Here is a 21871-nt window from a genome sequence, read left to right as displayed (position 1 = left end):
GCAGGATAGCACGCTAAAAAAGCACAGCCGTCGATTACACCAACTGCGCTTCCATGGTGATTTCCGCATTCAGCGCTTTGGATACCGGGCAGTTGACCTTGGCCGCTTCCGCTGCCTTCTTGAAATCATCTTCGCTGATTCCACTAATGGAGGCCTTGACCTTCAGATGAATCTTGGAAATTTCGAAGCCTTCATCGGTTTTTGACAGCATGACAGCCGCCTGGGTATCGATGGACGTCGGCTCATAGCCGTCTTCGCCCAGAATCATGGAAAGTGCCATGGAGAAACACCCCGCATGGGCGGCACCGATCAGCTCTTCCGGATTGGTGCCCTTTTCCTCTTCAAAGCGTGTACCGAACGAATAGGGATTGGCATCCAGAACTCCGCTTTCGGTGGATACCGTGCCTTTACCCGCTTTCAGGCTACCTTCCCAATGTGCAGTGGCATGACGATCCATGCGTTTCTCCTCGATAATGTAAGCAGAAATGTATTGTCGACGTTCACCGTAAAGTGCCGACGCTGCCTTTATCAAGGTAGCCGATATAACTCTCCTTGTATGCTTCTGACAGAACACTGCGCGCAAGTCCGTAAAAAATCAGCGCCAGCCCACTTCCCTAGCTCGCTAATCAAACGTAACCTGATCCATTAGCCAATTGACAAAGGAGGCAGCATGTCAGCTGCCGATACCTTGCGCCTGCTGCTGCTGTCTTCCTTGTGGGGCATGTCGTTCATTTTCATGCGGGTCGCGGTACCCGAATTCGGCCCGGTATCGCTGATCATGGTGCGCATGGGTATCGGTGCCCTGCTGTTGATCCCTTTACTGTTCAGCCTGCGCTACCTCAAGCTGATGTGGGAACACAAAGGCCCTTTATTGTTGCTGGGGGTGATCAACCATGTGCTGCCGTTTACGCTGTTGGCTCTGGCGACCACACGCCTGGAAGCCGGGTTTACCTCCTTGATCAATGCCACCACACCAATCTTCACTGCCCTGCTGGGAGCGCTGTTCTTCACTACCCCGGTTCAGCGCCAACAATATCTGGGCTTGGCCATGGCATTTTTCGGTGTCTATGTGCTTTCGGCCAATCGTCTGGATTTCGCCTTGGGCGGTGATGGCTGGTTCATCCTGGCGGTGCTCGGCGCCACCTTCTGCTACGGTATTGCCGGCAACTATTCCAAGACCTACCTTTCGCACCTGCCCATTCGCGTCCTGGCTGCGGGCAGCACCAGCATGTCCGCCCTGGTCCTGCTTGTTCCCGGCCTTCTGCTGTGGCCCAGCGAACCGATCAGCCTTTTGGGTTGGAGCAACGCCATAGCGCTCGCGGTACTCAGCACCACCCTGGCGTTCTTGCTCTACTTCGGCCTCATTGCCAGTGCCGGGGCCACTGCCACGTCCACCGTTACCTTCCTGGTACCTGTCAGCGCTTTGTTATGGGGCTACTTGCTACTGGACGAGACGCTCAGTTTGCAGCTTATCGCCGGCATGGCGATCACCTTGCTCGGCACCGCCATCGCCACCCGATTGCTGCGCTTGCGTCGCAAGGCAGTGGTCAACCCCAATTGACGACCTGCCCCTCGCCTTGTAGAAAGTCCTCTTCTACCTGACGTATGCAAGGTCGTCTGAAACAGAGAGATGCCTTTGAGCGACTTGACCGGGCAACAATTGATCTCACTAATGTGCAAGCGACCCCCTTTCTTATCGAACTACTTTTTTTACCAGCAGGGGGCCGAACAATTCAAATACAATCGTGGAGGTCACCACCGTCGCCACGATCAAGTGGCCTTCCTCGGGAAAACGTTCCGCCGCCAATAGCGCCATACCCATCGCCACACCGGCCTGGGGCATCAGCGCCAACCCCAGCTTGGGGGTAAGCTGTTTTCGCTGTTTCACCCCGAGAATGCCTATGTATCCCCCAAGATAACGCCCTATCAGACGCAAGACACAATATGCGGCAATCAGCCAAGTCGCCGTACTCATGTATTCCAAGTCGATGCTGGAACCCGCAAGCACGAAGAAGAACACTAGAAACGGCCATTCGATCTGCTCTATTTCCGTGAAGGAACGCGTATGGTGCGGTGATAGATTGACGATAGTGAAGCCTGCCACCATGGCCACTAGCAACGCCGAAACGTTCAGGTAACTGGAAAGCCCTGCCATCAGAAAAATCAGCGCCAGTGCTTCTGCCTGGGTAGGCCGGCCCGGCTCCAGGCGCCCCGTCAGCCAGGCGGCGGGCAATCCCAGAACCACTCCCAGCAGCACCGCCCCACCCAATTCCCAACCAGCATGCATCAGCGTTGCTGTTCCGTTGCCGGAATGCAACCAGCCCAGCGCCGCCATGCACAAGCCGAATACAATAATGCCCCAAGCATCATCAATCGCGACAATCCCCAGGATCACCCGGGCTTTAAGGTTTTTCTCTCCGCTGTCATGAATGGCTTCGGTCACGGCGGCAGGGTCCGTTGCTACCGAAATCGCCGCCAGCGACACTGCAACCGCAAGTGAATACCCAAGCAACGTAAGCCCGACAAATACTACCGCCAAAGAGCCAACCACAACCGCAAACGAGACGATAAGAATCAACGGCCCGATGGATTTCAGACGCTCAGTCGTCAGTTCACCCCCAAGCAGAAACGCCACCATTACCAAGGCGACATTGATCAAGGGCTCGCGAAGTTCGCCCAGCGGCGATGAGTACGCTTCACTCAAAATCACCTGTTGCACAACCGCGTAACCTACCCCCACCAATACCAATAGCGAAATACGCGGCAGTGAGGTGCGTCGCGCAATCGTATCCACCACGATACTCACCGAAAGCAGGAATCCCAGTACCAATAATGCCGAGGTGCTGGAAGCCATATGACTCACCTGTTCTTCCAGATATTCCAGGAATATCTCCATTGAAACCATCCTTGTTTAGACCAACAGCGACTCATGACGCTCGGCATATGCTTCGCACCAGTGCCTGTATTTCTTTGCGAGCAACGTGCTGAAAAGAAATCCTGAAAACCCTCCATTCAAGAGATACATAGTTAATCTTACCAACCAACTGGAGTACTTTGAGAAACACTACTGCTCACAACGAGCGGCATGACTGCCATCGACAACCTGTCGCCAAGGCCACCAGGAGCGCACAGTACATCCATGCTGCAAAGCACCGGCAGCACCGGCAATAGCATCAGATATGAGTAAGCGTAGCGTGTGCCACCCGTTGCATAAACAATCAGAGTACCCAATGCTAAAAGAACCATCAGCACAAAAATCCGCAAAGCCACCTGGCAGAATTTCGGCCAGTCGCACCAGTGGAAAATATCAGTTAACGGATGGATCAAGGCCTTGGGAAAGCTAACCATTTCATAACTCTCTGTGACGTTATTCCGGCCAATGGAAAGGCAAGCAAGGTACCGTTTTTCGCTTAACCCTTACAGCCTAGTAAACTAAAACATATTTATCCCTGAGGAAGAAACTTCATGAGCGACGATACCTACAGCCCACCCCGCGTCTGGAAATGGGAACCGGGCAACGGCGGTAAGTTTGCCAACATCAACCGCCCTGAAGCCGGAGCCACCCATGACAAACCGCTTCCCCTAGGCAAACATCCGCTTCAACTTTATTCCCTGGCCACGCCCAACGGGGTCAAGGTCACCATTTTGCTGGAGGAACTGCTGGCACTGGGTTTCGAAGGAGCCGAATACGATGCTCATCTCATCCAGATTACCGAAGGGGACCAGTTCAGTAGTGGCTTCGTGGAGGTCAACCCCAACTCCAAGATTCCCGCTCTGCTGGACCAGAGCATGACCCCGCCCCAGCGGGTATTCGAGTCCGGCGCCATTCTGCTTTATCTGGCGGAAAAGTTTGGCGCCTTCCTGCCCAAGGATATCGCCAAGCGCACCGAATGCCTCTCCTGGCTGTTCTGGCAAATGGGCAGCGCCCCGATGCTGGGCGGCGGTTTCGGTCATTTCTACGCCTATGCGCCGGAAAAATACCAGTATCCGATCGACCGCTACACCATGGAGGTGAAGCGTCAGCTCGACGTCCTGGATCGACAATTAGCCGATCAGCGGTTTATTGCGGGCGCGGACTATACGATCGCCGATATGGCGATTTGGCCCTGGTACGGCGCTCTGGTGACCAACCAGGTATACGAAGCCGCTGAATTTCTCGACGCCCATACCTACAAGAACGTGCTGCGCTGGACCGAGGAAATTGCCCAGCGCCCGGCGGTACAACGTGGCCGCATAGTCAACCGTACCTGGGGCGAACCCCATGAACAGCTGCATGAGCGCCACGCCACCAGCGACTTCGAGCACAAGACCCAAGATAAGCTGCAGGAAAAGGTTGATGGATAGCATGCAAAACGGCCCGTCAGGGCCGTTTTCAGCTTTGTTGAATAAAAAACGGCAATGGGGATTCCCACTGCCGTTGATCGGATTGTTTCTCAAGCTCAGAAGTTGGGCTTGCGCTTCTCAACGAAGGCACCCATGCCTTCGCGTTGCTCTTCACCAGCAAAGCACAGTGCAAACAAGCTGGTCTCGAGTGCCAGGGCACTGGTGAGATCCTGGTCCATGCCATCGTGAACCGCTTGCTTGGCGTTACGTACCGCCTGGGGGCCGTTGCCGGAAAGCTGCTTGGTCAACTCATCGGCATAGGCATCGAGCTGCGCCTGCGGCATCACCCGGTTGACTAGGCCGATACGCAGGGCTTCCTCGGCGTTGATCTTGCGACCGGTGGTGACCAGGTCAATCGCCATGGCCGGACCGACACGGCGCGGCAAGCGTTGGGTGCCGCCGAAACCGGGAATCACGCCCAGCAAGACTTCCGGCTGGCCGAATACCGCATTATCGCTGGCTACCGCCCAGTCGCAGGCCAACGCCAGTTCGCAGCCGCCGCCAAGGCAAAACCCGTTCACCAAGGCGACCACCGGCACCGGCAACGCTTCCAGGCGCTTGATGGTATGCAGGGCTTGAGAGGCGAACGCTCGCGCTTGTTCGGGGGTCTTTTCACGCATTTCGGTGATATCGGCACCGGCAACGAAAGACTTCTCTCCGGCGCCGGTAATCAGCACAGCACGCAGATCAGGGTGCGCTTCCAGTTCGACCAGATGCGCTTCCAGGGCACTCAACACATCGCTGTTGAGCGCATTCAGGGCCTTGGGGCGAGTGATGGTCAGGCGGACGACACCATCGTTATCGATTTTTTCGATCACGGCTTCGCTCATGAGGGGGCTCCTTGCGTTGTTATTAAAAGCGCTGTTGTTAAAAGCGCTGCTGTTAAACGAACTGTACTAAAAAGGGTACCCACCAACCCTAGCGAACGCTTGGTTGGTAGGCAATCACTTCTTTGGTCGTCCCTTCACGGCTTAGTCGTAGCGGTGGAAGCCTCGGCCGGTTTTACGTCCCAGATAGCCCGCGTCCACCATGCGTTTGAGCAGTGGGCAAGGCCGATATTTAGGATCGCCGAAACCATCCTGCAATACATTCATGATCGCCAGGCAGACATCCAGACCAATCAAATCCGCTAACGCCAACGGCCCCATGGGGTGAGCGGCGCCCAGCTTCATGGCAGCATCCACCGCCGCCGGCGTCGCGGCGCCCTCTTGTACCAGGAAAGCGGCTTCGTTGATCATCGGCACCAGCAGGCGGTTGACCGCAAAGCCGGGCGAGTCGCCCACCGACACGGCGGTCTTGCCCAATGCCTCGGCCAGGCGCTCGATGCGTTCCACCGTGGCGTCGCTGGTCTGTTCGGCGCGAATCACTTCCACCAATTTGAGTACCGGTACCGGGTTGAAGAAGTGCATGCCCACCACGCGCTCAGGGCGCTCGCACACCGCCGCCAGCCGCGTCAGCGAAAGCGAGGACGTGTTGGAGGCGAGAATCGCATCGCTGCTCAGGTGGCTCAAGTCGCGGAACAGTTTTTCCTTCAGCGCGGGCTGTTCGGGCGCAGCTTCGATAATCACCTCGCAGTCGCTCAGCGCATCCAGCGCGGTGGAGGTGGAAAGCCGCGCCAGGGCGGCATTCTTGTCGGCCTCGCTGAGCTTGTCCTTGGCCACCAGCTTGCTCAAGCCTTTTTCGATGTTGCCCCGGGCGCGGCCCAGCTGTTCGTCGGCCACATCGTAAAGCTGGGTATCGAAGCCACTCGAGATCAAGACTTGGGCAATCCCCTGGCCCATGGTGCCAGCGCCGACGACGCCAATCGCTTTATCACTCATCTTGCTCTCCCTGGATTACTGATTGCGTGCTTCTTCACGCAACACGAATTTCTGAATCTTGCCGGTGGAGGTCTTGGGCAAGTCGGTGAAAATGACGTTTTTCGGCACCTTGAAACGCGCCAGACGCTCGCGGCAATGCTTGATGATATCGTCCTCGGTAACCTCGCCATATCCCACCTTGAGCTTGACGAAGGCACAAGGCGTCTCGCCCCATTTTTCATCCGGTTTGGCCACCACAGCGGCTTCTTCCACCGCTGGGTGATCATAGATGACGTTTTCCACTTCGATGGTGGAGATGTTCTCCCCGCCGGAGATGATGATGTCCTTGGAGCGGTCCTTGATCTCGATGTAGCCGTCGGCGTGCCATACGGCCAGGTCGCCGGTGTGATACCAGCCACCTTCCAGCGCCTGCTCGGTGGCGGCGGGATTTTTCAGGTAGCCTTTCATCACGTTGTTGCCGCGCATCAGGATTTCGCCGATGGTCTCGCCGTCCTTGGGTACCGGCTCCAGCGTATTGGGGTCGGCGACGCATAACGCTTCGAGCATGTGATAGCGCACGCCCTGGCGGGCCTTGATCTTGGCACGCTCTTCCAACGGCAATTCATCCCAGGCCTCGCGCCAGGCACAGACGGTCACCGGCCCGTACACTTCGGTCAAGCCGTAAACGTGGGTGACTTCGATGCCGAGTTTTTCCACACCCGCAATCACCGAGGCGGGCGGTGCGGCGCCGGCCGTGGTGACTTTTACCTGATGATCGAATTCATGCTTGTCTTCCGCCGGCAGATTGACCATGCCGTTGAGAATGATCGGGGCGCCGCTGAAATGGGTGACGTTTTCCGACGCGATCAGTTGCATGATCTTTTTCGGATCGACCTTGCGCAGGCAGATGCTGGTCCCGGCATTGGCGGCAATCGTCCAGGGGAAACACCAGCCGTTGCAGTGGAACATCGGCAACGTCCACAGGTAGTTCGGATGGTGGGGCATGGCCCATTCCATGATATTGCTCACCGCGTTGAGATAGGCGCCGCGATGATGATACACCACACCTTTAGGCTTGCCGGTGGTACCGGAAGTATAGTTGAGCGAGATGGCGCTCCACTCGTCTTCCGGCAGCTGATAGGCGTAGTCCGGGTCGCCCTCATCGAGCAGCGTTTCGTATTCGATTTCACCGATGCCCTGGGTTTCACCCAGAAATTCCACATCCGCCACATCGATCAGTAGCGGTTTGTGTTTGAGCTTTGACACCGCTTCCTTGATGGTATCGGCGAATTCCGGGTCGACCAGAACCGCCTTGGCTTCGCCATGCTCCAGCATGTAGCTGATCGCATCGGCATCCAGGCGGATATTTAAGGTATTAAGCACGCAACCGGCCAGCGGCACACCGAAGTGCGCTTCAAACATGGCAGGGATATTGGGCAGCATCGCGGCCACGGTCTGGCCCGGCTGGATGCCGCGCTTTTCTAGTGCCGACGCCAGGCGCCGGCAGCGCGCCCAGGTGGTGGCCCAGTCACGGCGAATGTTGCCGTGTACTACCGCCGGGTAATCCGGATAAATCGAAGCCGTGCGTTCGATGAAGGTCAGCGGTGAAAGTGCCACAAAATTGGCTGCCGTCTTAGGCAGGCCTTGCTCGAAGATATTCTGGGACATGAGGGCTAGGCTCCAGGTGTGAAGTGTTATGTCTGACGGTGCGGATAAGTCGGAAGATAGTGATCCGCCGATGACCGAAAAAGCCACTGGCGGCATGGCATTTGTCAGACACTTATGTCGAAGGCGCTCAAACTCTGCATGCCCGCCTCGATCACCGCCCGCTGAGCGCGGCCCACCGGCAGCCACTGTTTGATAGCGTAGTCGGCGCTGAGCGTCTTGCTGCGATAGAAAGGATCATTGCTGCCGTTGTCCAGCGCGGTCTGGGCCTTGAGTGCGGCCCGGCCCATCTGCCAAGCACACAGCACATGGCCGGCCAGGTTGAGAAACGGCGTTGCATACGCCTGGACGGCATCGGGGCCGTTATCCGGGTCTTTGCCTTGACCCAGCACGACGGCCATGGCGGCGCGCAGGTCATCGGCGCCCGCCGCCAAGCTCTGACCCAGGCCGGAAAGTGCTGCATTTTCGTCCAGCTCCCGGGCCGTGGTTTCCACGTCATCCAGCAGTCCCGAAAGCGCCGCGCCATCGTCACGTTGCAGCTTGCGCCCGGCCAGATCGAGTGCCTGAATACCGTTGGTGCCTTCGTAAATGGGCGCGATACGCGCATCGCGCAGCAGCTGAGCGGCTCCGGTTTCTTCCACATAACCCATACCGCCATGCACCTGAATGCCCAGAGAGGCGATTTCCACAGCTTGATCGGTGGAGAAGCTCTTGATCACCGGGATCAATACATCGGCTCGCGCCTGAGCGGTCTGGCGCTCGCCTTCATCGGCGCTGCGACGCGCGGTATCCAGCTCGGCGGCGCAGTACAGTGCCAGGGCACGCAGGGCGTCGGTGCGCGAGCGCATGGAAAGCAACATGCGGCGTACATCCAGGTGATCGCTGATGGTGCAGTCCTTGCCACCTCGGGATTTGGGCGTCTTGCCTTGCACGCGATCCTGGGCGTAGGCGAAGGCATGCTGGCAGGCGCGTTCGGCCACACCGATACCTTGAATGCCTACCTTATGACGCGCTTCGTTCATCATGGTGAACATATGGTTGAGCCCGCGACCTTCCTGCCCTACCAGATAGCCAATGGCGCCGTCTTTCTCGCCGAAACTCAGCGTGCAGGTGGGCGAGCCGTGAATGCCCAATTTATGCTCGATGGAGGCACACACCACGTCGTTGTGGTCGCCCAGCGAACCATCCACGTTGACCAGAAATTTGGGAACCAGAAACAGCGAAATGCCCTTGTTGCCCTGCGGCGCATCGGGCTTGCGTGCCAGTACCAGATGGATGATGTTTTCGGCGCAGTCGTGCTCACCCCAGGTAATGTAGATTTTCTGACCGAAAACGCGATAGTGATCGCCTTCGGCCTCTTCACAAGGGATGGCGCGGGTACGCACCTGGGAAAGATCCGACCCCGCCTGGGATTCGGTGAGATTCATGGTGCCTGTCCAGCGACCTTCCACCAACTTGGATAGGTAAACGGACTTGAGTTCGTTGCTGCCGTGATGGGAAAGCGCCTCGATGGCACCCGCGGTGAGCATCGGGCACAGGCCGAGGGCCATGTTGGCGCCGTGAAGCATTTCTTGAACCGAGCTTGCCACGACTTCGGGCAGGCCCTGCCCGCCCAGTTCCTCGGAGACCCCGATGCCATTCCAGCCGCCTTCCACGTACGCTTGATAAGCGTCCTTGAAGCCCTTTGGCGTCATGACATCGCCGTTTTCCTGACGCTGACAGCCCTGATGGTCACCGCTGGCATTGAGCGGTCCCCAGACATCCCCGGCAAGCTTGGCAGCTTCTTCAAGTACCGCCTCGACCAAATCAGGGCTGGTTTCTTCGAAGCCCGGCAACGCCAGTGAGCGATGCTCGAGCAGCTCTTCGAGCACAAAGCGCAGGTCACGCACTGGCGCGGCATAATAATTCATGAAAAGACCTCGGATGGTGAAATTAGTGATTCTTCTACCCGGGATAGTAGATTCACTACTTTTCACACACCATTAGCCTAACGTCTTGGTTGCACCTCAGGACCCGTTTCAGAATCCGTGTTCGTGTTGGCGTCAGTTTCGTTCTCGTCAGTTTCGTTCACGTCAAAGTACTGAACGTATTCCTCATCACGTGTCGGAGGGCCGGCCAAGGGTTCGGCCACTTCCACGTCCGCCACCGCATTGGAAAGATCTTCCATATGCTCGTGCTCCGTGGCGCCCTTGATCAGTTCCTCGGTTACCACCAGTTCCGCCCCGGCGGCGGACATCGGTGTGGTCGCGGTGAAGGGCGCCACGGGTATCGGGGCCGGACGTACACTGCGCCGCCAACTGAAGAAGGCAAGAAAGATAGCGCTCAAGCCCCCCAAGGCCCAGAACAAGCCAGCATCGCCCAAGGCAGTCATCAAGGGGGAAATCATCAACGGGCTTATCGTAGAACCCAGGGCGTTGATCAACAGCAAGCCTTGGCTCATGCGCACCAGCGCCCCCGCCGGAGCCCGGTCGGCGGCGTGGCTGACCGCCACCGGATAAAACGCAAATACCCCGCCGCCCAGCAAGAACAGCAAGCCTATCAACAAGGGCGTATTCATTGGCAGAACCAGCATGGCGACGGAAATCAGCACGCAAAAGATACTGATGCCAATCAGTACCATCTGGCGATCATGACGATCCGACCAACGCCCGATGGGGTATTGCAATAGCATGGCACCGAGAATCACCACCGCCATCATTTGCCCCACCTGGCTCACTCCCAGGCCGATACGCTGCAAGTAAAGCGGCAGCAATGAATAGGCTGCCGCCACCAGCATGCCCGAGCCGAAACTGCCCACCACACCGGTGGGGGTGAGCGTAATCAGGCGATGCGGAGGCAGCGGCTCGGCATGTTCGATCAATGGCGAGACACGCGGAATCATCGCCATCGGCAATACCGAAAGCGATGCCAGCAAGCCGATCACCATGAACGGTGCTGTGACGCCCATGGCATCGGTCACGCCCAGCAGCAGTTGGCCGAGCACACCGGCGGCGTAAAGCGAGATCATGTACAGCGCCAGCAGGCGACCGCGCACCTTCTGCTCTCCCGCAGTCAGAAGCCAGCTTTCGATGACCAGATAGACACCCACCGTGGCCCAGCCACCGATCAGGCGCAACACGAACCAGGCCCAGGGCTCGAAGAAGAGCCCCTGCAGCAACACTGTCACCGCCACCAGCGAGGCAAAGCTGCCGTAAGCACGAATGTGGCCGATGCGCAGCAGCAGGCGGTCGTTGACCATGGCCCCCAGCGCAAGACCGATGAAATAGGCCGAGGAGACCACACCGATCATCGTCGCTGACTCTCCCGCCGCGTCCATCCGCAACGTGATCAGGGTGGCCAGAAAGCCATTGCCGATACCCAGAATGAACAGCCCCAGCAGGGGCGCCAGGGCCATGGCCAGTAGTTGCCGCGACATGAATAACCTCACCATCTTGAAACGGAATGTACCCACTCATCACCGGACATGGTGTGTCGCGAGCTATGTTGCGGCGCGCAATTATTGCCTCAACGCCTATAAAGTCAATGATTTTTCCGGCGGCTATCCAGTGTTGGCATAATTAACGGTTTTGCATGCTGAAAGCTTTTGCATGATCACCACATCCGCATGCGGAAAGACCGCTACCAAACCCTGCTGTTTCGCCCACCAGCGAAAGGTTTCTTCACTGAAAAAACACACATGCGTGGGGTCGAGAATGTAATGCCAATGGGCAAAGGCCTCCAGACTCTGGACACGCTTGGTCATTATTGCCAAAAAGCCACCTGGCTTGACCAAGGCTAGCAGCCGCGCAAGCTCGTCGCCCGGAGCGAACAGGTGTTCGACGACTTCGGTGGCGGTGATGAAATCGTAGTCACGCTCGAACACGCTTGTATCCGGCGCGTAGAAGGGGTCATAAAGCGCCATGGGATGGCCAACTTCCTCGAACATCACCGAGAGCGTTGGCCCCGGACCTGCGCCAAAATCCAGCCCACAAGCGCCCGGTGCCAGGCGCTTTTGCAACGGATCGAACAAGCGGCCTAGAAAGCGTCGATAGCCCGGATCATCCGGAGAATTTTCGTGCTGATCGTAGACGGCTTTTTCCTGAGCGGGGTCAAGGCGCTGGGAAGGGGGAACAAATACCAGCTCACACGTGGCACACTGGTGGTAATCGCGGCGTTTATCATGGTGATAAGCCACCGGATTGTCATTGGCACATAGCGGACAGGACAACATCGTCGTATTCTCTTGGCTCACGATTATCTGTTAAGGAAGTAGGAATGCTCTCAGGTCTGGATCATCTTGTCGTTACCGTTACCGACATGGGACGCGCGGTGGACTTCTATTCCCGCGTATTGGGGCTGGAAGTACGCTATCGCGATACCCAGCGGGTCGACCTCTTGCTCGGCGATACCGCCCTGCGCTTGCACCAGACGGATACCGACATTGCTCCGATATCCGCCACCCCGACCCCCGGCAGTCTTGATCTATGCCTGCGCTGCCAGCTGCCTCTGGAAGAGTTTCAACAGCACCTGGAAGCATTGAATATCGAGATTGAGCTCGGTCCGGTAGCCCGCCAAGGCGCGACAGGCCCGATCGAATCGATCTATCTGCGCGACCCGGACGGCAACCTCCTGGAAATCTGCCGCCCTGCACGTTGATGCCAAGCCAGGCCACTCACGTTATCATGGCCGCTCTTTCAACAACTTTTTCAACAACACTTTTTCAACAAACTGTTTCAGCCGCTACTCTCAGTCACTCCATCAGCCATTCTTTGCCACCGGGCTCGATTACAGCGGCTCAACTCGTCTGTGACCAGGATTGTGTATGAATGACGATGCAACGCCGGACAACCTCAGCAATACCAATGATCATGCTGTTGCCGAGCAGCGGCGTTCCCCCGACACTACCATTGCGATTGTGGGCTACGCCCTGCAGCTTGCTGGCATTGCCACCGGCGGGCTGACATCGCTTCTCGGTGTGGTGATTGCCTATGTTTACCGCGGCGACGGCCCCAGCTGGCTCGATGACCACTACCGTTACCAGATTCGAACGTTCTGGCTGTCGTTGCTTTACTTTTCGGTTTCTGCCTTATTGACCTTGATCCTTATCGGCTTCGTTACCTGGATGATTGCCGTGGTATGGCTGGTGATACGTTGCGTCAAGGGAATCAAGGGGCTGCAACGACGGCAAGCACCCACTAACGTAACCACCTGGTGGCTGTAACGCCTATGGCAGACCACGACCCGACGCCTGAAACGACTGCTGCCGTGCCGCTTTTTACGCGGGCGGGGGGTATTGCCTGGCTATGGCGCCGGTTATCCGGCTGGCCGCTCATGCGCATCTGGCGCCTGGCCAAAATTCTCGGCCCCCTGGCTTATCGTTTCAGCAAGCGTGAACGCAATATCACCCAGCGCAACCTGAGCGTGGTCTATCCCCAGCTGGATAAAAGCACCTGTCGCCGACTGGCACGCCAAAGCCTGGTGCATTCCGCCGCGACCATGCTCGAGCTGGGCCATGCCTGGATGGCCGCCCCTGCCCGGGTGGAAGCCAGTATTATCGCGGTTCACGGAAGCGACAAGCTCGATCGAGCGCGTGCCGAGGGGCGCGGGGTGATTGTGCTGGCGCCGCATTTCGGCAATTGGGAGGTGCTCAATTTCTGGCTTTCCAGTCACTTCCCGTTTACCGCCATGTACGAACCGCCCAAGATCCATCAGCTTGATCCGGTCATTCGTCATGGCAGGGAGCGCATGGGGGCAAAGTTGGTACCCACCAACCCGCGTGGCGTGGCCGCATTGCTCAAGGCGCTCAAACGCTGCGAAGCGATCGGCATTCTACCCGACCAGGAGCCCGACTGGGGCAGTGGCGTGTTCGCTCCCTTTTTCGGTCGCGATGCCTACACCGCCACCCTACTACCCAAGCTTGTGGCGCGCACTCAGGCGCGAGTAGTCGTGGGGGTGGCCAAGCGTGTGCCGGGTCAATGCTTCGAGATTCACTTCATCGATGCCGATCCAGGTGTCTACGCCGAAGATGAGCTGGAATCCGCCACCGGCGTCAACGCCAGCGTGGAAGCCGCCATTGCCTTGGATGCCGCTCAGTATCAGTGGGAATACAAACGCTACCGTAAAGTGGCCGAAGAACAGCAAGGCCATCCTGATTACCGTTCTTTCCGGCTCTACTGAGCCGGTATCACCAACGAGAGAACCATGTCTCAAACGTACATTTCCCGCGATGAAACCCGCACACCACAGATTATCTATGGGCTTTACCTGGCCGGCATTTTCACCGCCAACCTCACTCTGTTCATCGGCGTGATCATTGCCTACGTCTATCGCAAGGATGCCGCCCCCTGGTTGCAGACGCACTATCGCTACCAGATCCGCACCTTCTGGATCGGCATGCTGTACTCCAGCATCGCCTTCGTGCTGAGTATCATCTATATAGGCGTGCTGCTTTGGCCGTTACTCGCCATCTGGCTAGCGGTACGTTGCATACTCGGCTGGCTGGCCATCCGCAAACAGCACCCGCCCGCCCGCCCGGATAGCTGGCTGTGGTAACGAGCAACCAACGAGCCTTTCATTTATCGTTCAGGCGGGTATAGGCATCATCCAGGCGCTGAATATCGTCTTCTCCCAGGTAGGCGCCTGACTGTACTTCAATCAGCTCCAGCGCAATCTTGCCCGGATTTTCCAGTCGATGCACTTCGCCGATGGGAATATAGGTGGACTGATTTTCGCTGACCAGAAAGGTCGTTTCACCTAATGTGACCTTGGCGGTACCGCTGACGACCACCCAATGCTCGGCACGATGATGATGACGCTGCAACGATAGCCGCCCACCGGGTGCCACGCTGATATGCTTGACCTGATAGCGCTGCCCACGGTCCACTGCGGTGAAACTGCCCCAAGGGCGATGCACCTGTGCCGAACGACTGGCTTCTTCTCGCCCGGCTTGTTCCAGCCCGGTCATTAATGTCTTGATTTGTTGACCTTGATCACGCCTGGCCACCAGAACACAATCCGATGTTTCGATGATAACCAGATCATCCAGCCCCAGTGTGGCCACCAAGCGATGTTCGGCCCGCACCAGAAGATTGCGGCTATCGACCGTCCAGACGTTCCCTTCGGTAGCATTGCCTAGGTCATTCTTGTCGCTGACTTCCCACAACGCCGTAAAACTTCCGATATCACTCCAACCAGCATCAAGCGGCACCACCGCGGCACCTTTTACGCCTTCTGTACCTTCAATGGAAGCCAGCGGTTCCATGACGGCATAGTCGATGGAATCAGAAGGGTTTTGACAAAACGTCTGGCTATCTAAACGCAAAAAATCCAGGTCTTCCTCGGCCAATGCCACGGCCTGTTCACAGGCCCGATGCATGCCCGGTTGAAGACGCTGTAAGGCATTGAGATAGATCGAGGCACGAAACATGTAGATACCACCATTCCACAAATAGCCCCCTTCTTCCAGATAGGCCTCGGCGCGGCTGAGATCGGGTTTTTCCACAAAACACTCAAGCTCGTACCCCTTCCCCATTACCGCACCACACTTGAGATAGCCGTAGCCGGTTTCGGCTCGCTCAGGCACCACGCCAAACGTCACCAGATAACCAGCTTCGGCCAGCGGCTGCGCGGCTTTCAGGCTGGCATGAAATGCCGCCGTATCGCGAATCTGATGGTCGGCGGGCAACACCAGCAACAAGGGGTCATCACCGCCCTGCAACGCAAACCAAGCGGCACAGCCAATTGCCGGCGCGGTATTGCGCCCTTCCGGTTCGAGCATGATCCGTGCGGCATGCCCGGTTTCGCGTAACTGTTCGGCCAGCAGAAAACGATGCGCCTGATTACCGATGACAATCGCAGGCAGCGTATGCAGGCCGTCCAGGCGCACCAGAGTTAACTGCAACAAGCTGGATTCACCGGTCAAGCGCAGAAATTGTTTGGGGTAGTCACGGCGTGATAACGGCCATAGCCGCGTGCCACTGCCGCCGCTGAGAATCACGGGCTGAATCATGGGGCTGCTCCTGCGGAGATGGCTGGTTGTGCCTGTTTGCCGAACGCTTCCTGTAACCAGTGTCGCAGGCGATGCATGCCAGGGGCATCGTCTGTGGCTTCCGGCACCGAGCCCGGTACGAAGCCGTGTGCCAGAAAAGGGGCAAGCAGTGCGGTGTCCCCGCTGATGATATGTACCGGCACATCATTGGTGGAGTTTTCGCCGGTTATCAAGGGAGCCGCCTGATGATCGCCGATCAGAATGATCAGGCTGTCCTGGTTCGCTGCGCGTTCGGCCCAGCGTGCCGCGGCCTTGAGCGAGTAATCCACCGACCAGGCGTAATGATCGCGGATACGCTCGATCTCCTGCCACAACACTTCAGGCGGGTCGCCAGCATTTTCCCAAGGGGCGAAGACCGCGCCATCACCGATCATTTCCCAGTCGTCCAGTACCGGGAGAATCGGTGTCCAAGGCGCATGGCTACTGATCAGGGCAATTTGCGCAAACACCGGCCCAGGCTCACGCAGATGGCGTTGAAAGTAATCCAAAGTAAATTGATCGGGCATGGTGACCCAGTTCAGCGGCGGCCCGGCGTAGTCGATGTCGGAGGCGGCATGAATCTCATCGAAACCGTAGGCTTCGCCTTCCGGCCAAGCCATGGTGATGGCCGGCATGACACTGAGGGTCCGCTGGCCGGTAGCGCGAAAATCGTCCACCAAGGTGCTTTGGCCACTTTCCAGCATCAGCCGGTACCAGAGTTGATTGTCGATCCATAACCCACTGAGCGTAGTGGCGTGAGAGAGCCAGGACTGGCCGCCGCGCACCGGCGCTTCGAGCACGCCAGAGACCAGATGCAATCCAGCGGCTTCCAGCCGCTCACGCATCTCGTGCAAGGTGGGCAAGACCGCGTCTCGATAGCGCGGGTCCTGTATCGCCGTCACCCCATAGGATTCGATGAACACCAGCAATACATCACGTTGCTCAAGCCCGGGTAAAGGTTGCGCCATGATCGGCGTTTTTGCCAGGCGTTGACCAAACGCCTGCCGAGCATGATGCGTCGTCATCACTTGTTCGATTTGAAAGCCGGTGGTGTCAAGCAAGGGCGTTCGCCCAACGGCAAGCGGTCGCTGTCCCGCCAGTTCCAGTACGCTCATCAAACCGCCCAAGGCGACGAATACCAGGGCCAACTGCCCCGACCTGGCGCTTAACGAGTAGGGAGGAGTGGGAGAGAGCCCGCGCCACAGCGTCCAGGCTGCGGCGCCTATCAGACCTGCGCCGATGACCATCACCAGGGTTGCCGCGAAGCTACCCAGGTTGCCTTCCAGAAGGTGATACACCGAACGCAGCAGCGGAACGTCAAGATACAGATTCAATGAGCGACCGAATACCTGTTGAGTGGCGGCCTCTCCCAGCCCAATCAATACCGTCAGCATTACCCAGACAAGCAATGCAAGACGTAACCAACGGCCGCCACCACGATGGGGCAGCAGCATGCAAAGCCCCGCCACACTCAAGGCTTCCCAAGCCAATAGCCGGGGAAACAGCTCACCGAAACGCCACCATAGCGGCGCTAATAGCATCGCATTGAGCGCCATCGTGCTCAGCAGCAATCTTTTCATGAGGTTCGTTGGTTCATGGCTATCCTCAAGGTAGGCTTTTTTCTGGCAAGCTAGACAAAAATGAACTTTACTGTTCAAGCGTACAATTATTGTTGCACTTATTCACGCCTTGCGGCCGGGTTATTTTCATTATCTTCAAGGATGCGAGTCCATGCCCTTCTTGCGGCTGCCAAGCCTTTTGCTGACAAGCCCGTTACTGAAAAGTCCGATGCTGAAAAATGCGTCAAGCATGACCCTGCTATACATCCTGTTGTCAGGTGTGGTGAATGCCGAAACCAAGGCGTATTTTTCCCAACTCACCGAACGTGCGCAACGCTTGGCTGAAGTCTCTTATCAGGCATCAAGTGCCAAATTGCCTGCCGCGCTTCAAACGCTGGATTACGATGGTTACCGCCAGATTCGCTTCGACCCGGCACAGGCGATATGGAAAGACGAGAGTCTGTTCTCGGTACAGCTGTTTCACAGTGGCTTTCTGTTTCAGACACCGGTGAAGCTGTTTCTCATCGAGGAAGGCCAAATCACACCGCTGGAGTTCTCCAGCGACTTCTATCGCTACGATGATGACGCTGCCGGGCTGCTCGAGGAAGACTTGAGCGGTGCCGGCCATGCCGGGTTTCGTCTGCATTTCCCCCTCAATAATGCCGACTACGCCGACGAATTCATGGTGTTTCTGGGCGCCAGCTACTTTCGTCTGGTGGGACGCAACCAAGCCTATGGACTTTCCGGCCGTGGCCTGGCAATCGATACCGCCTCCCCCGGCGGCGAGGAGTTTCCCGAGTTTCGTGAATTCTGGCTGGTCAAACCCCAGGCCGAGGACACCCACATGACGGTATTGGCCCTGCTGGATAGCCCCTCGCTCAGCGGCGCCTATCGTTTCGATATCCAACCCGGCCACCAGAGCCGTGTGGACGTCGAGGCCCGGCTGTTCGCTCGCCGGGATATCGACAAGCTGGGTGTCGCTCCGCTTACCAGCATGTTTACCCATGGTGACACCAGTGTCGCGCCGCCGGATGATTTTCGGCCTCGGGTGCATGATTCCGAGGGGCTTCTGACTCAAACCGGGCACGGCGAATGGATCTGGCATCCATTGCACAATCCACGCAGGCCACGCATTTCCGCCTTTCAGGATGCCTCGCCCGGAGGCTTCGGGCTGGTACAGCGCAAGCGGCGTTTCAGTCATTATCTGGATAGAGAAGCGCATTATCATCGTCGCCCCAGCCAATGGATCGAGCCATTGGAGTCATGGGGGGAAGGTCACGTCGAATTGGTCGAACTGCCCACCCCGGATGAAACCCATGACAATATCGTTGCCTACTGGGTACCTGCCGAAGCCATGCAGGCGGGCAATAGCCGCCATTACCGGTACATGACACATACCTTCGATGCGGACCTTGCCCGACATGCATTGGCCAAGGTCGTGCGTACGCGTCAAGGCTCGGTAGGCATTCCCGGAAGCCAAGAAGCCAACCCCGTTACCCAACGCCGCTTCATCATCGATTTTCAGGGTGACCAGCTTTCCGGTTTATCGGCCGGGCAACCCGTACAAGCGAGGCTGGAGGCCGGGAAAAGCCAAATCTCCGACCTTCAGGTTCACCGCCTGCCCAACGGCGATTGGCGAGCCAGCTTTCGTGTCGACAGTTCTCACGAGCCCGCCGACATACGCCTATGGCTGGCGCTGCACGGGCGCCCATTGAGTGAAACCTGGCACTTTACCTGGTACCCCGAGGAGCTTGACGCACTCGGCGTCAAGCGAGGTAGCGATGTCCCCGACTGAGCGCGCAGCTACCGCCATTGCCTGGCAAGGCACACGCCGCCTTGTTTTCGCCATCCTCACATTAGGCAGCAGCACGCTCGGCAGCCTGATGATGTGGCAGCTGATTCAGCAGGTCGGGCTGACACCCCTGAAAGTAGGCGCCTGGTTGCTGTTCACACTTACCTTCAGCTGGTTGACGGTGGCATTCTGGAGTTCCCTCATCGGATTTGTGCTGATGCTGGCCAGGCGCGACCCGATAACGCTTTTGCCCACATCGTGCCGTGGTGAGGCGGATTCCACCCAGCTATCTAGCCGCACCGCCCTGATCATGCCGATTTACAACGAGCCACCGGAACAGACGCTTGCCGGTCTTGAAGCGAGTTGTCTGTCGTTGCTGGAAGAGGCGAACGGGCCGGTCGATGCGCATATCGAGGCGTTTGTGTTGAGCGACACCCAAGATCCGAAAATTGCTGCCCGGGAGCAAGCCCTAGTCGCCGGATTGCAGCAACGCCTGGCCGGAAAGCTTAGGGTGCACTATCGCCGCAGAGAGGAAAATAAAGGGAAAAAAGCCGGTAACCTGATGGATTTCTGTGAACGCTGGGGGCGCCGTTACAGCTATTTTGTGGTATTGGATGCCGATAGCCTGATGGGCGGACGCCCTCTGTTAGGCATGATTGGCGCAATGCAGCGCCAGCCGGATGTGGGCCTGATTCAAAGCGTACCGATTCCCATCGGCCAGCGCAGTATGTTCGGCCGCATGGTTCAGTTCGCTGCCACCCTTTATAGCCCGATGTTGGCGGTGGGGCAGAGTTTCTGGCAAGGCGATGCCGCCAATTTCTGGGGCCATAACGCCATCGTTCGCACCCATGCCTTCATGGCCCACTGCGGCATGCCCACCCTCAGCGGCCCGGCTCCCTGGGGTGGTTACCTGCTCAGCCATGATTTCGTCGAAGCCGCCCTGCTAAGGCGCGGCGGTTGGAAGGTGTTGCTCGACACCCACTGGGACGAAAGCTTCGAAGGCCTGCCCGGCAATCTGCTCGACTACGCCAATCGTGACCGGCGTTGGTTACAAGGCAATCTGCAACATTTGCGCCTGCTGGGAGGTTCAGGCCTGCACCCATTGAACCGTCTGCATTTCCTGCTGGGGGCTTTCAGTTATATGGCATCTTTCCTGTGGCTGCTGATCGTGGCGTTCTATCAAGTGGATATCGTCTTTGCCACGTCCGGTTCTGCAAGCGTTCGAGAGGTGCCGCCTCACGCCTGGACACTGCTGGGCATCACGCTGAGTTTATTATTGATGCCCAAACTGCTCGGTGTGTCGTTGGCATTGATACAACGTCCGCAGGCCTTTGGCGGCCGTATACGCCTGGCAGTGAATGCCCTTCTGGAAAGCGCTTTCGCGGTATTGATCGCACCGCTCATGATGGTGCTCCATAGTTTTTTCCTGCTGGCGATGCTGAGTGGTCAAAGCATCACTTGGCTTCCTCAGCAACGTACCGATCGCGCCGTCACCTGGAGAGAAGCTTGGCGCCATACGCGCTGGATCAGCCTGGCAGGTATGCTATGGGCAGTGGCGCTTTATCTGTTGACACTCAATGCGGCAGTCTGGCTGCTGCCCGTCTGGCTGGGGTTGAGTCTGGCCACGCTGGTCGTGCAACTGTCCAGCCGGTCGCTCTCCCGGCCCTTGCTCGGGGTGCCTGTCGAATACGCCGAAGCCAATGTCCTGGGTCATTTTTCCGCCTGCCTGGATCGCGGCATGCCGGTAGCCGAGCGGCTTCTAGAACCGCCGCCACACCAGGCAAAAGAGATGCCGGTTCAATCGTTTCGCCGCTTTTCGAGCCGGGACAAGCTGCCACTCAGGGCCACTCCAAGGAATTCACTGGATGACTGAAAGGGTCGAGACGTCGCTTACCCAGCGGCTAAAAGGTGCCGTCGGGCTGGGACGGTCATTATTCATCTACTGGCGCCCCGGTCGTCAGACAAGCTTGCAGCGGTTGTATCGACCGTTCATGGCGCCGGGCGATATCGCCTTCGACGTGGGCGCCCACCTGGGTGATCGCAGCGCCGCTTTTCGCAGCCTGGGCGCCCAAGTGGTCGCCCTGGAACCACAGCCGGAACTGGCTCGCTGGCTTGCCCGCTTGCTGGGAAGCCGGTCGATCACCTTGCTGGAGATGGCGGCCGGCGCTCAGGCGGGCCATGCTGACATCGCCCTCAGCACCACCCACCCGACACTGGCGACGCTGGCAAGCGAATGGCGTGAGCAGATCGGCCAACGCAACCCCGATTTTCGTCAGGTTCGTTGGGAGCAGCGACTCAGGGTGCCGGTGACCACCCTGGATGCGTTGATTGGTGAGCACGGCCAACCGGCCTTTATCAAGATCGACGTCGAAGGCTTTGAAGCAGAGGTGCTGAAAGGGCTCAGCCATGCCGTACCGGCGCTGTCGTTTGAAGTCGTGGCGGGTGCCCTGAGTGTGGGCAATGCCTGTATTTCCCGCCTGGAGCAGTTGGGCGATTATCGCTATAACGCCGTGAGTGGCGAGCAGCGCCATTTTCTTTGGCCACACTGGCAACCGGCACACAGGATGGAGCAATGGTTGAAAGACGGCGCAGACGCCATGGCCTCGGGCGATATCTACGCCTGTCGTTCGGATCATTCGTTGTTCAATTAGCCGGGCTCAGTGCGCTC

At 57.9% G+C, this 21871-nt stretch carries 20 protein-coding genes; 9 read left to right on the top strand and 11 right to left on the bottom strand.

Going from position 1 to position 21871, the window contains the following annotated elements; all coding sequences use genetic code 11:
* Positions 1 to 34: 34 nt before the first annotated feature.
* Positions 35 to 457 carry an OsmC family protein gene (locus LG290_RS04035; RefSeq protein WP_160417304.1) on the bottom strand — a complete coding sequence of 141 codons (423 nt, stop codon included), beginning with the start codon at positions 455 to 457 and terminating at the stop codon, positions 35 to 37.
* A gap of 213 nt (positions 458 to 670) precedes the next feature.
* On the opposite strand from LG290_RS04035, the gene LG290_RS04030 reads away from it, so the two are divergent.
* Positions 671 to 1561 (top strand): DMT family transporter, encoded by an 891-nt coding sequence (locus tag LG290_RS04030; RefSeq protein WP_499836349.1) that lies wholly within the window; start codon positions 671 to 673, stop codon positions 1559 to 1561.
* Between the two features lie 132 nt (positions 1562 to 1693).
* On the opposite strand, the gene LG290_RS04025 is transcribed toward LG290_RS04030, so the two are convergent.
* Both LG290_RS04025 and LG290_RS04020 read right to left on the bottom strand, forming a co-directional pair.
* Positions 1694 to 2896: a cation:proton antiporter gene (locus LG290_RS04025; RefSeq protein ID WP_499836348.1), complete on the bottom strand. Its 1203-nt coding sequence runs from the start codon at positions 2894 to 2896 to the stop codon at positions 1694 to 1696.
* A 137-nt stretch (positions 2897 to 3033) separates the two neighbouring features.
* Positions 3034 to 3348, bottom strand: coding sequence for a hypothetical protein (locus LG290_RS04020; protein WP_499836347.1), 315 nt, complete (start codon positions 3346 to 3348; stop codon positions 3034 to 3036).
* 117 nt (positions 3349 to 3465) lie between these two features.
* On the opposite strand from LG290_RS04020, the gene yghU reads away from it, so the two are divergent.
* Positions 3466 to 4344, top strand: coding sequence for a glutathione-dependent disulfide-bond oxidoreductase (gene yghU, locus LG290_RS04015; protein ID WP_499836346.1), 879 nt, complete (start codon positions 3466 to 3468; stop codon positions 4342 to 4344).
* A gap of 95 nt (positions 4345 to 4439) precedes the next feature.
* Here the strand turns inward: yghU and LG290_RS04010 are convergent, their stop codons facing one another.
* The 6 genes from LG290_RS04010 to LG290_RS03985 all read right to left on the bottom strand — a co-directional run bounded on the left by LG290_RS04010 (position 4440) and on the right by LG290_RS03985 (position 12057).
* The gene (locus LG290_RS04010; RefSeq protein WP_499836345.1) at positions 4440 to 5213 is read right to left on the bottom strand and encodes an enoyl-CoA hydratase-related protein; all 774 of its coding nucleotides are present in this window, start codon (positions 5211 to 5213) and stop codon (positions 4440 to 4442) included.
* A 141-nt stretch (positions 5214 to 5354) separates the two neighbouring features.
* The gene (locus LG290_RS04005; RefSeq protein WP_499836343.1) at positions 5355 to 6203 is read right to left on the bottom strand and encodes a 3-hydroxybutyryl-CoA dehydrogenase; all 849 of its coding nucleotides are present in this window, start codon (positions 6201 to 6203) and stop codon (positions 5355 to 5357) included.
* A 15-nt stretch (positions 6204 to 6218) separates the two neighbouring features.
* Positions 6219 to 7850 (bottom strand): acyl-CoA synthetase, encoded by a 1632-nt coding sequence (locus LG290_RS04000; RefSeq protein ID WP_499836342.1) that lies wholly within the window; start codon positions 7848 to 7850, stop codon positions 6219 to 6221.
* A 104-nt stretch (positions 7851 to 7954) separates the two neighbouring features.
* Positions 7955 to 9757: an acyl-CoA dehydrogenase gene (locus LG290_RS03995; RefSeq protein WP_499836341.1), complete on the bottom strand. Its 1803-nt coding sequence runs from the start codon at positions 9755 to 9757 to the stop codon at positions 7955 to 7957.
* A gap of 77 nt (positions 9758 to 9834) precedes the next feature.
* Entirely contained in the window at positions 9835 to 11262 is a 1428-nt protein-coding gene (locus LG290_RS03990; RefSeq protein WP_499836340.1) for an MFS transporter, read from the bottom strand.
* A gap of 123 nt (positions 11263 to 11385) precedes the next feature.
* On the bottom strand, positions 11386 to 12057 hold the full coding sequence (locus tag LG290_RS03985) for a class I SAM-dependent methyltransferase (protein ID WP_499836339.1): 672 nt from the start codon (positions 12055 to 12057) through the stop codon (positions 11386 to 11388).
* A 44-nt stretch (positions 12058 to 12101) separates the two neighbouring features.
* On the opposite strand from LG290_RS03985, the gene LG290_RS03980 reads away from it, so the two are divergent.
* The 4 genes from LG290_RS03980 to LG290_RS03965 all read left to right on the top strand — a co-directional run bounded on the left by LG290_RS03980 (position 12102) and on the right by LG290_RS03965 (position 14378).
* Entirely contained in the window at positions 12102 to 12482 is a 381-nt protein-coding gene (locus LG290_RS03980) for a VOC family protein (protein ID WP_114485880.1), read from the top strand.
* 166 nt (positions 12483 to 12648) lie between these two features.
* A complete protein-coding gene (locus LG290_RS03975) occupies positions 12649 to 13047 on the top strand; it encodes a DUF4870 family protein (RefSeq protein ID WP_499836338.1) in 399 nt (132 codons plus the stop codon).
* 5 nt (positions 13048 to 13052) lie between these two features.
* Positions 13053 to 14003 (top strand): lysophospholipid acyltransferase family protein, encoded by a 951-nt coding sequence (locus LG290_RS03970; protein WP_499836337.1) that lies wholly within the window; start codon positions 13053 to 13055, stop codon positions 14001 to 14003.
* A gap of 24 nt (positions 14004 to 14027) precedes the next feature.
* Positions 14028 to 14378 (top strand): DUF4870 family protein, encoded by a 351-nt coding sequence (locus LG290_RS03965; RefSeq protein WP_499836336.1) that lies wholly within the window; start codon positions 14028 to 14030, stop codon positions 14376 to 14378.
* A 19-nt stretch (positions 14379 to 14397) separates the two neighbouring features.
* Here the strand turns inward: LG290_RS03965 and LG290_RS03960 are convergent, their stop codons facing one another.
* Positions 14398 to 15834 carry a mannose-1-phosphate guanylyltransferase/mannose-6-phosphate isomerase gene (locus LG290_RS03960; RefSeq protein ID WP_499836335.1) on the bottom strand — a complete coding sequence of 479 codons (1437 nt, stop codon included), beginning with the start codon at positions 15832 to 15834 and terminating at the stop codon, positions 14398 to 14400.
* Entirely contained in the window at positions 15831 to 17432 is a 1602-nt protein-coding gene (locus LG290_RS03955; RefSeq protein ID WP_499836334.1) for an LTA synthase family protein, read from the bottom strand. The genes LG290_RS03960 and LG290_RS03955 overlap by 4 nt, the downstream gene beginning before the upstream one ends.
* A gap of 229 nt (positions 17433 to 17661) precedes the next feature.
* On the opposite strand from LG290_RS03955, the gene LG290_RS03950 reads away from it, so the two are divergent.
* The 3 genes from LG290_RS03950 to LG290_RS03940 are packed head-to-tail and all read left to right on the top strand — an operon-like array spanning position 17662 to position 21854.
* Positions 17662 to 19206 (top strand): OpgD/OpgG family glucan biosynthesis protein, encoded by a 1545-nt coding sequence (locus tag LG290_RS03950; RefSeq protein WP_499836333.1) that lies wholly within the window; start codon positions 17662 to 17664, stop codon positions 19204 to 19206.
* Entirely contained in the window at positions 19193 to 21076 is a 1884-nt protein-coding gene (gene mdoH, locus LG290_RS03945) for a glucans biosynthesis glucosyltransferase MdoH (protein ID WP_499836332.1), read from the top strand. Before LG290_RS03950 ends, mdoH begins: the two co-directional genes overlap by 14 nt.
* The gene (locus LG290_RS03940; RefSeq protein ID WP_499836331.1) at positions 21069 to 21854 is read left to right on the top strand and encodes an FkbM family methyltransferase; all 786 of its coding nucleotides are present in this window, start codon (positions 21069 to 21071) and stop codon (positions 21852 to 21854) included. The genes mdoH and LG290_RS03940 overlap by 8 nt, the downstream gene beginning before the upstream one ends.
* Positions 21855 to 21871: the final 17 nt, after the last annotated feature.

Origin of the sequence: Halomonas sediminis (assembly GCF_044871105.1) — a bacterium.
In the GTDB taxonomy this organism is placed as follows: domain Bacteria; phylum Pseudomonadota; class Gammaproteobacteria; order Pseudomonadales; family Halomonadaceae; genus Vreelandella; species Vreelandella zhuhanensis.
Note: the sequence above shows the minus strand (reverse complement) of the source record. Positions and strands in the feature narration are given on the sequence as shown.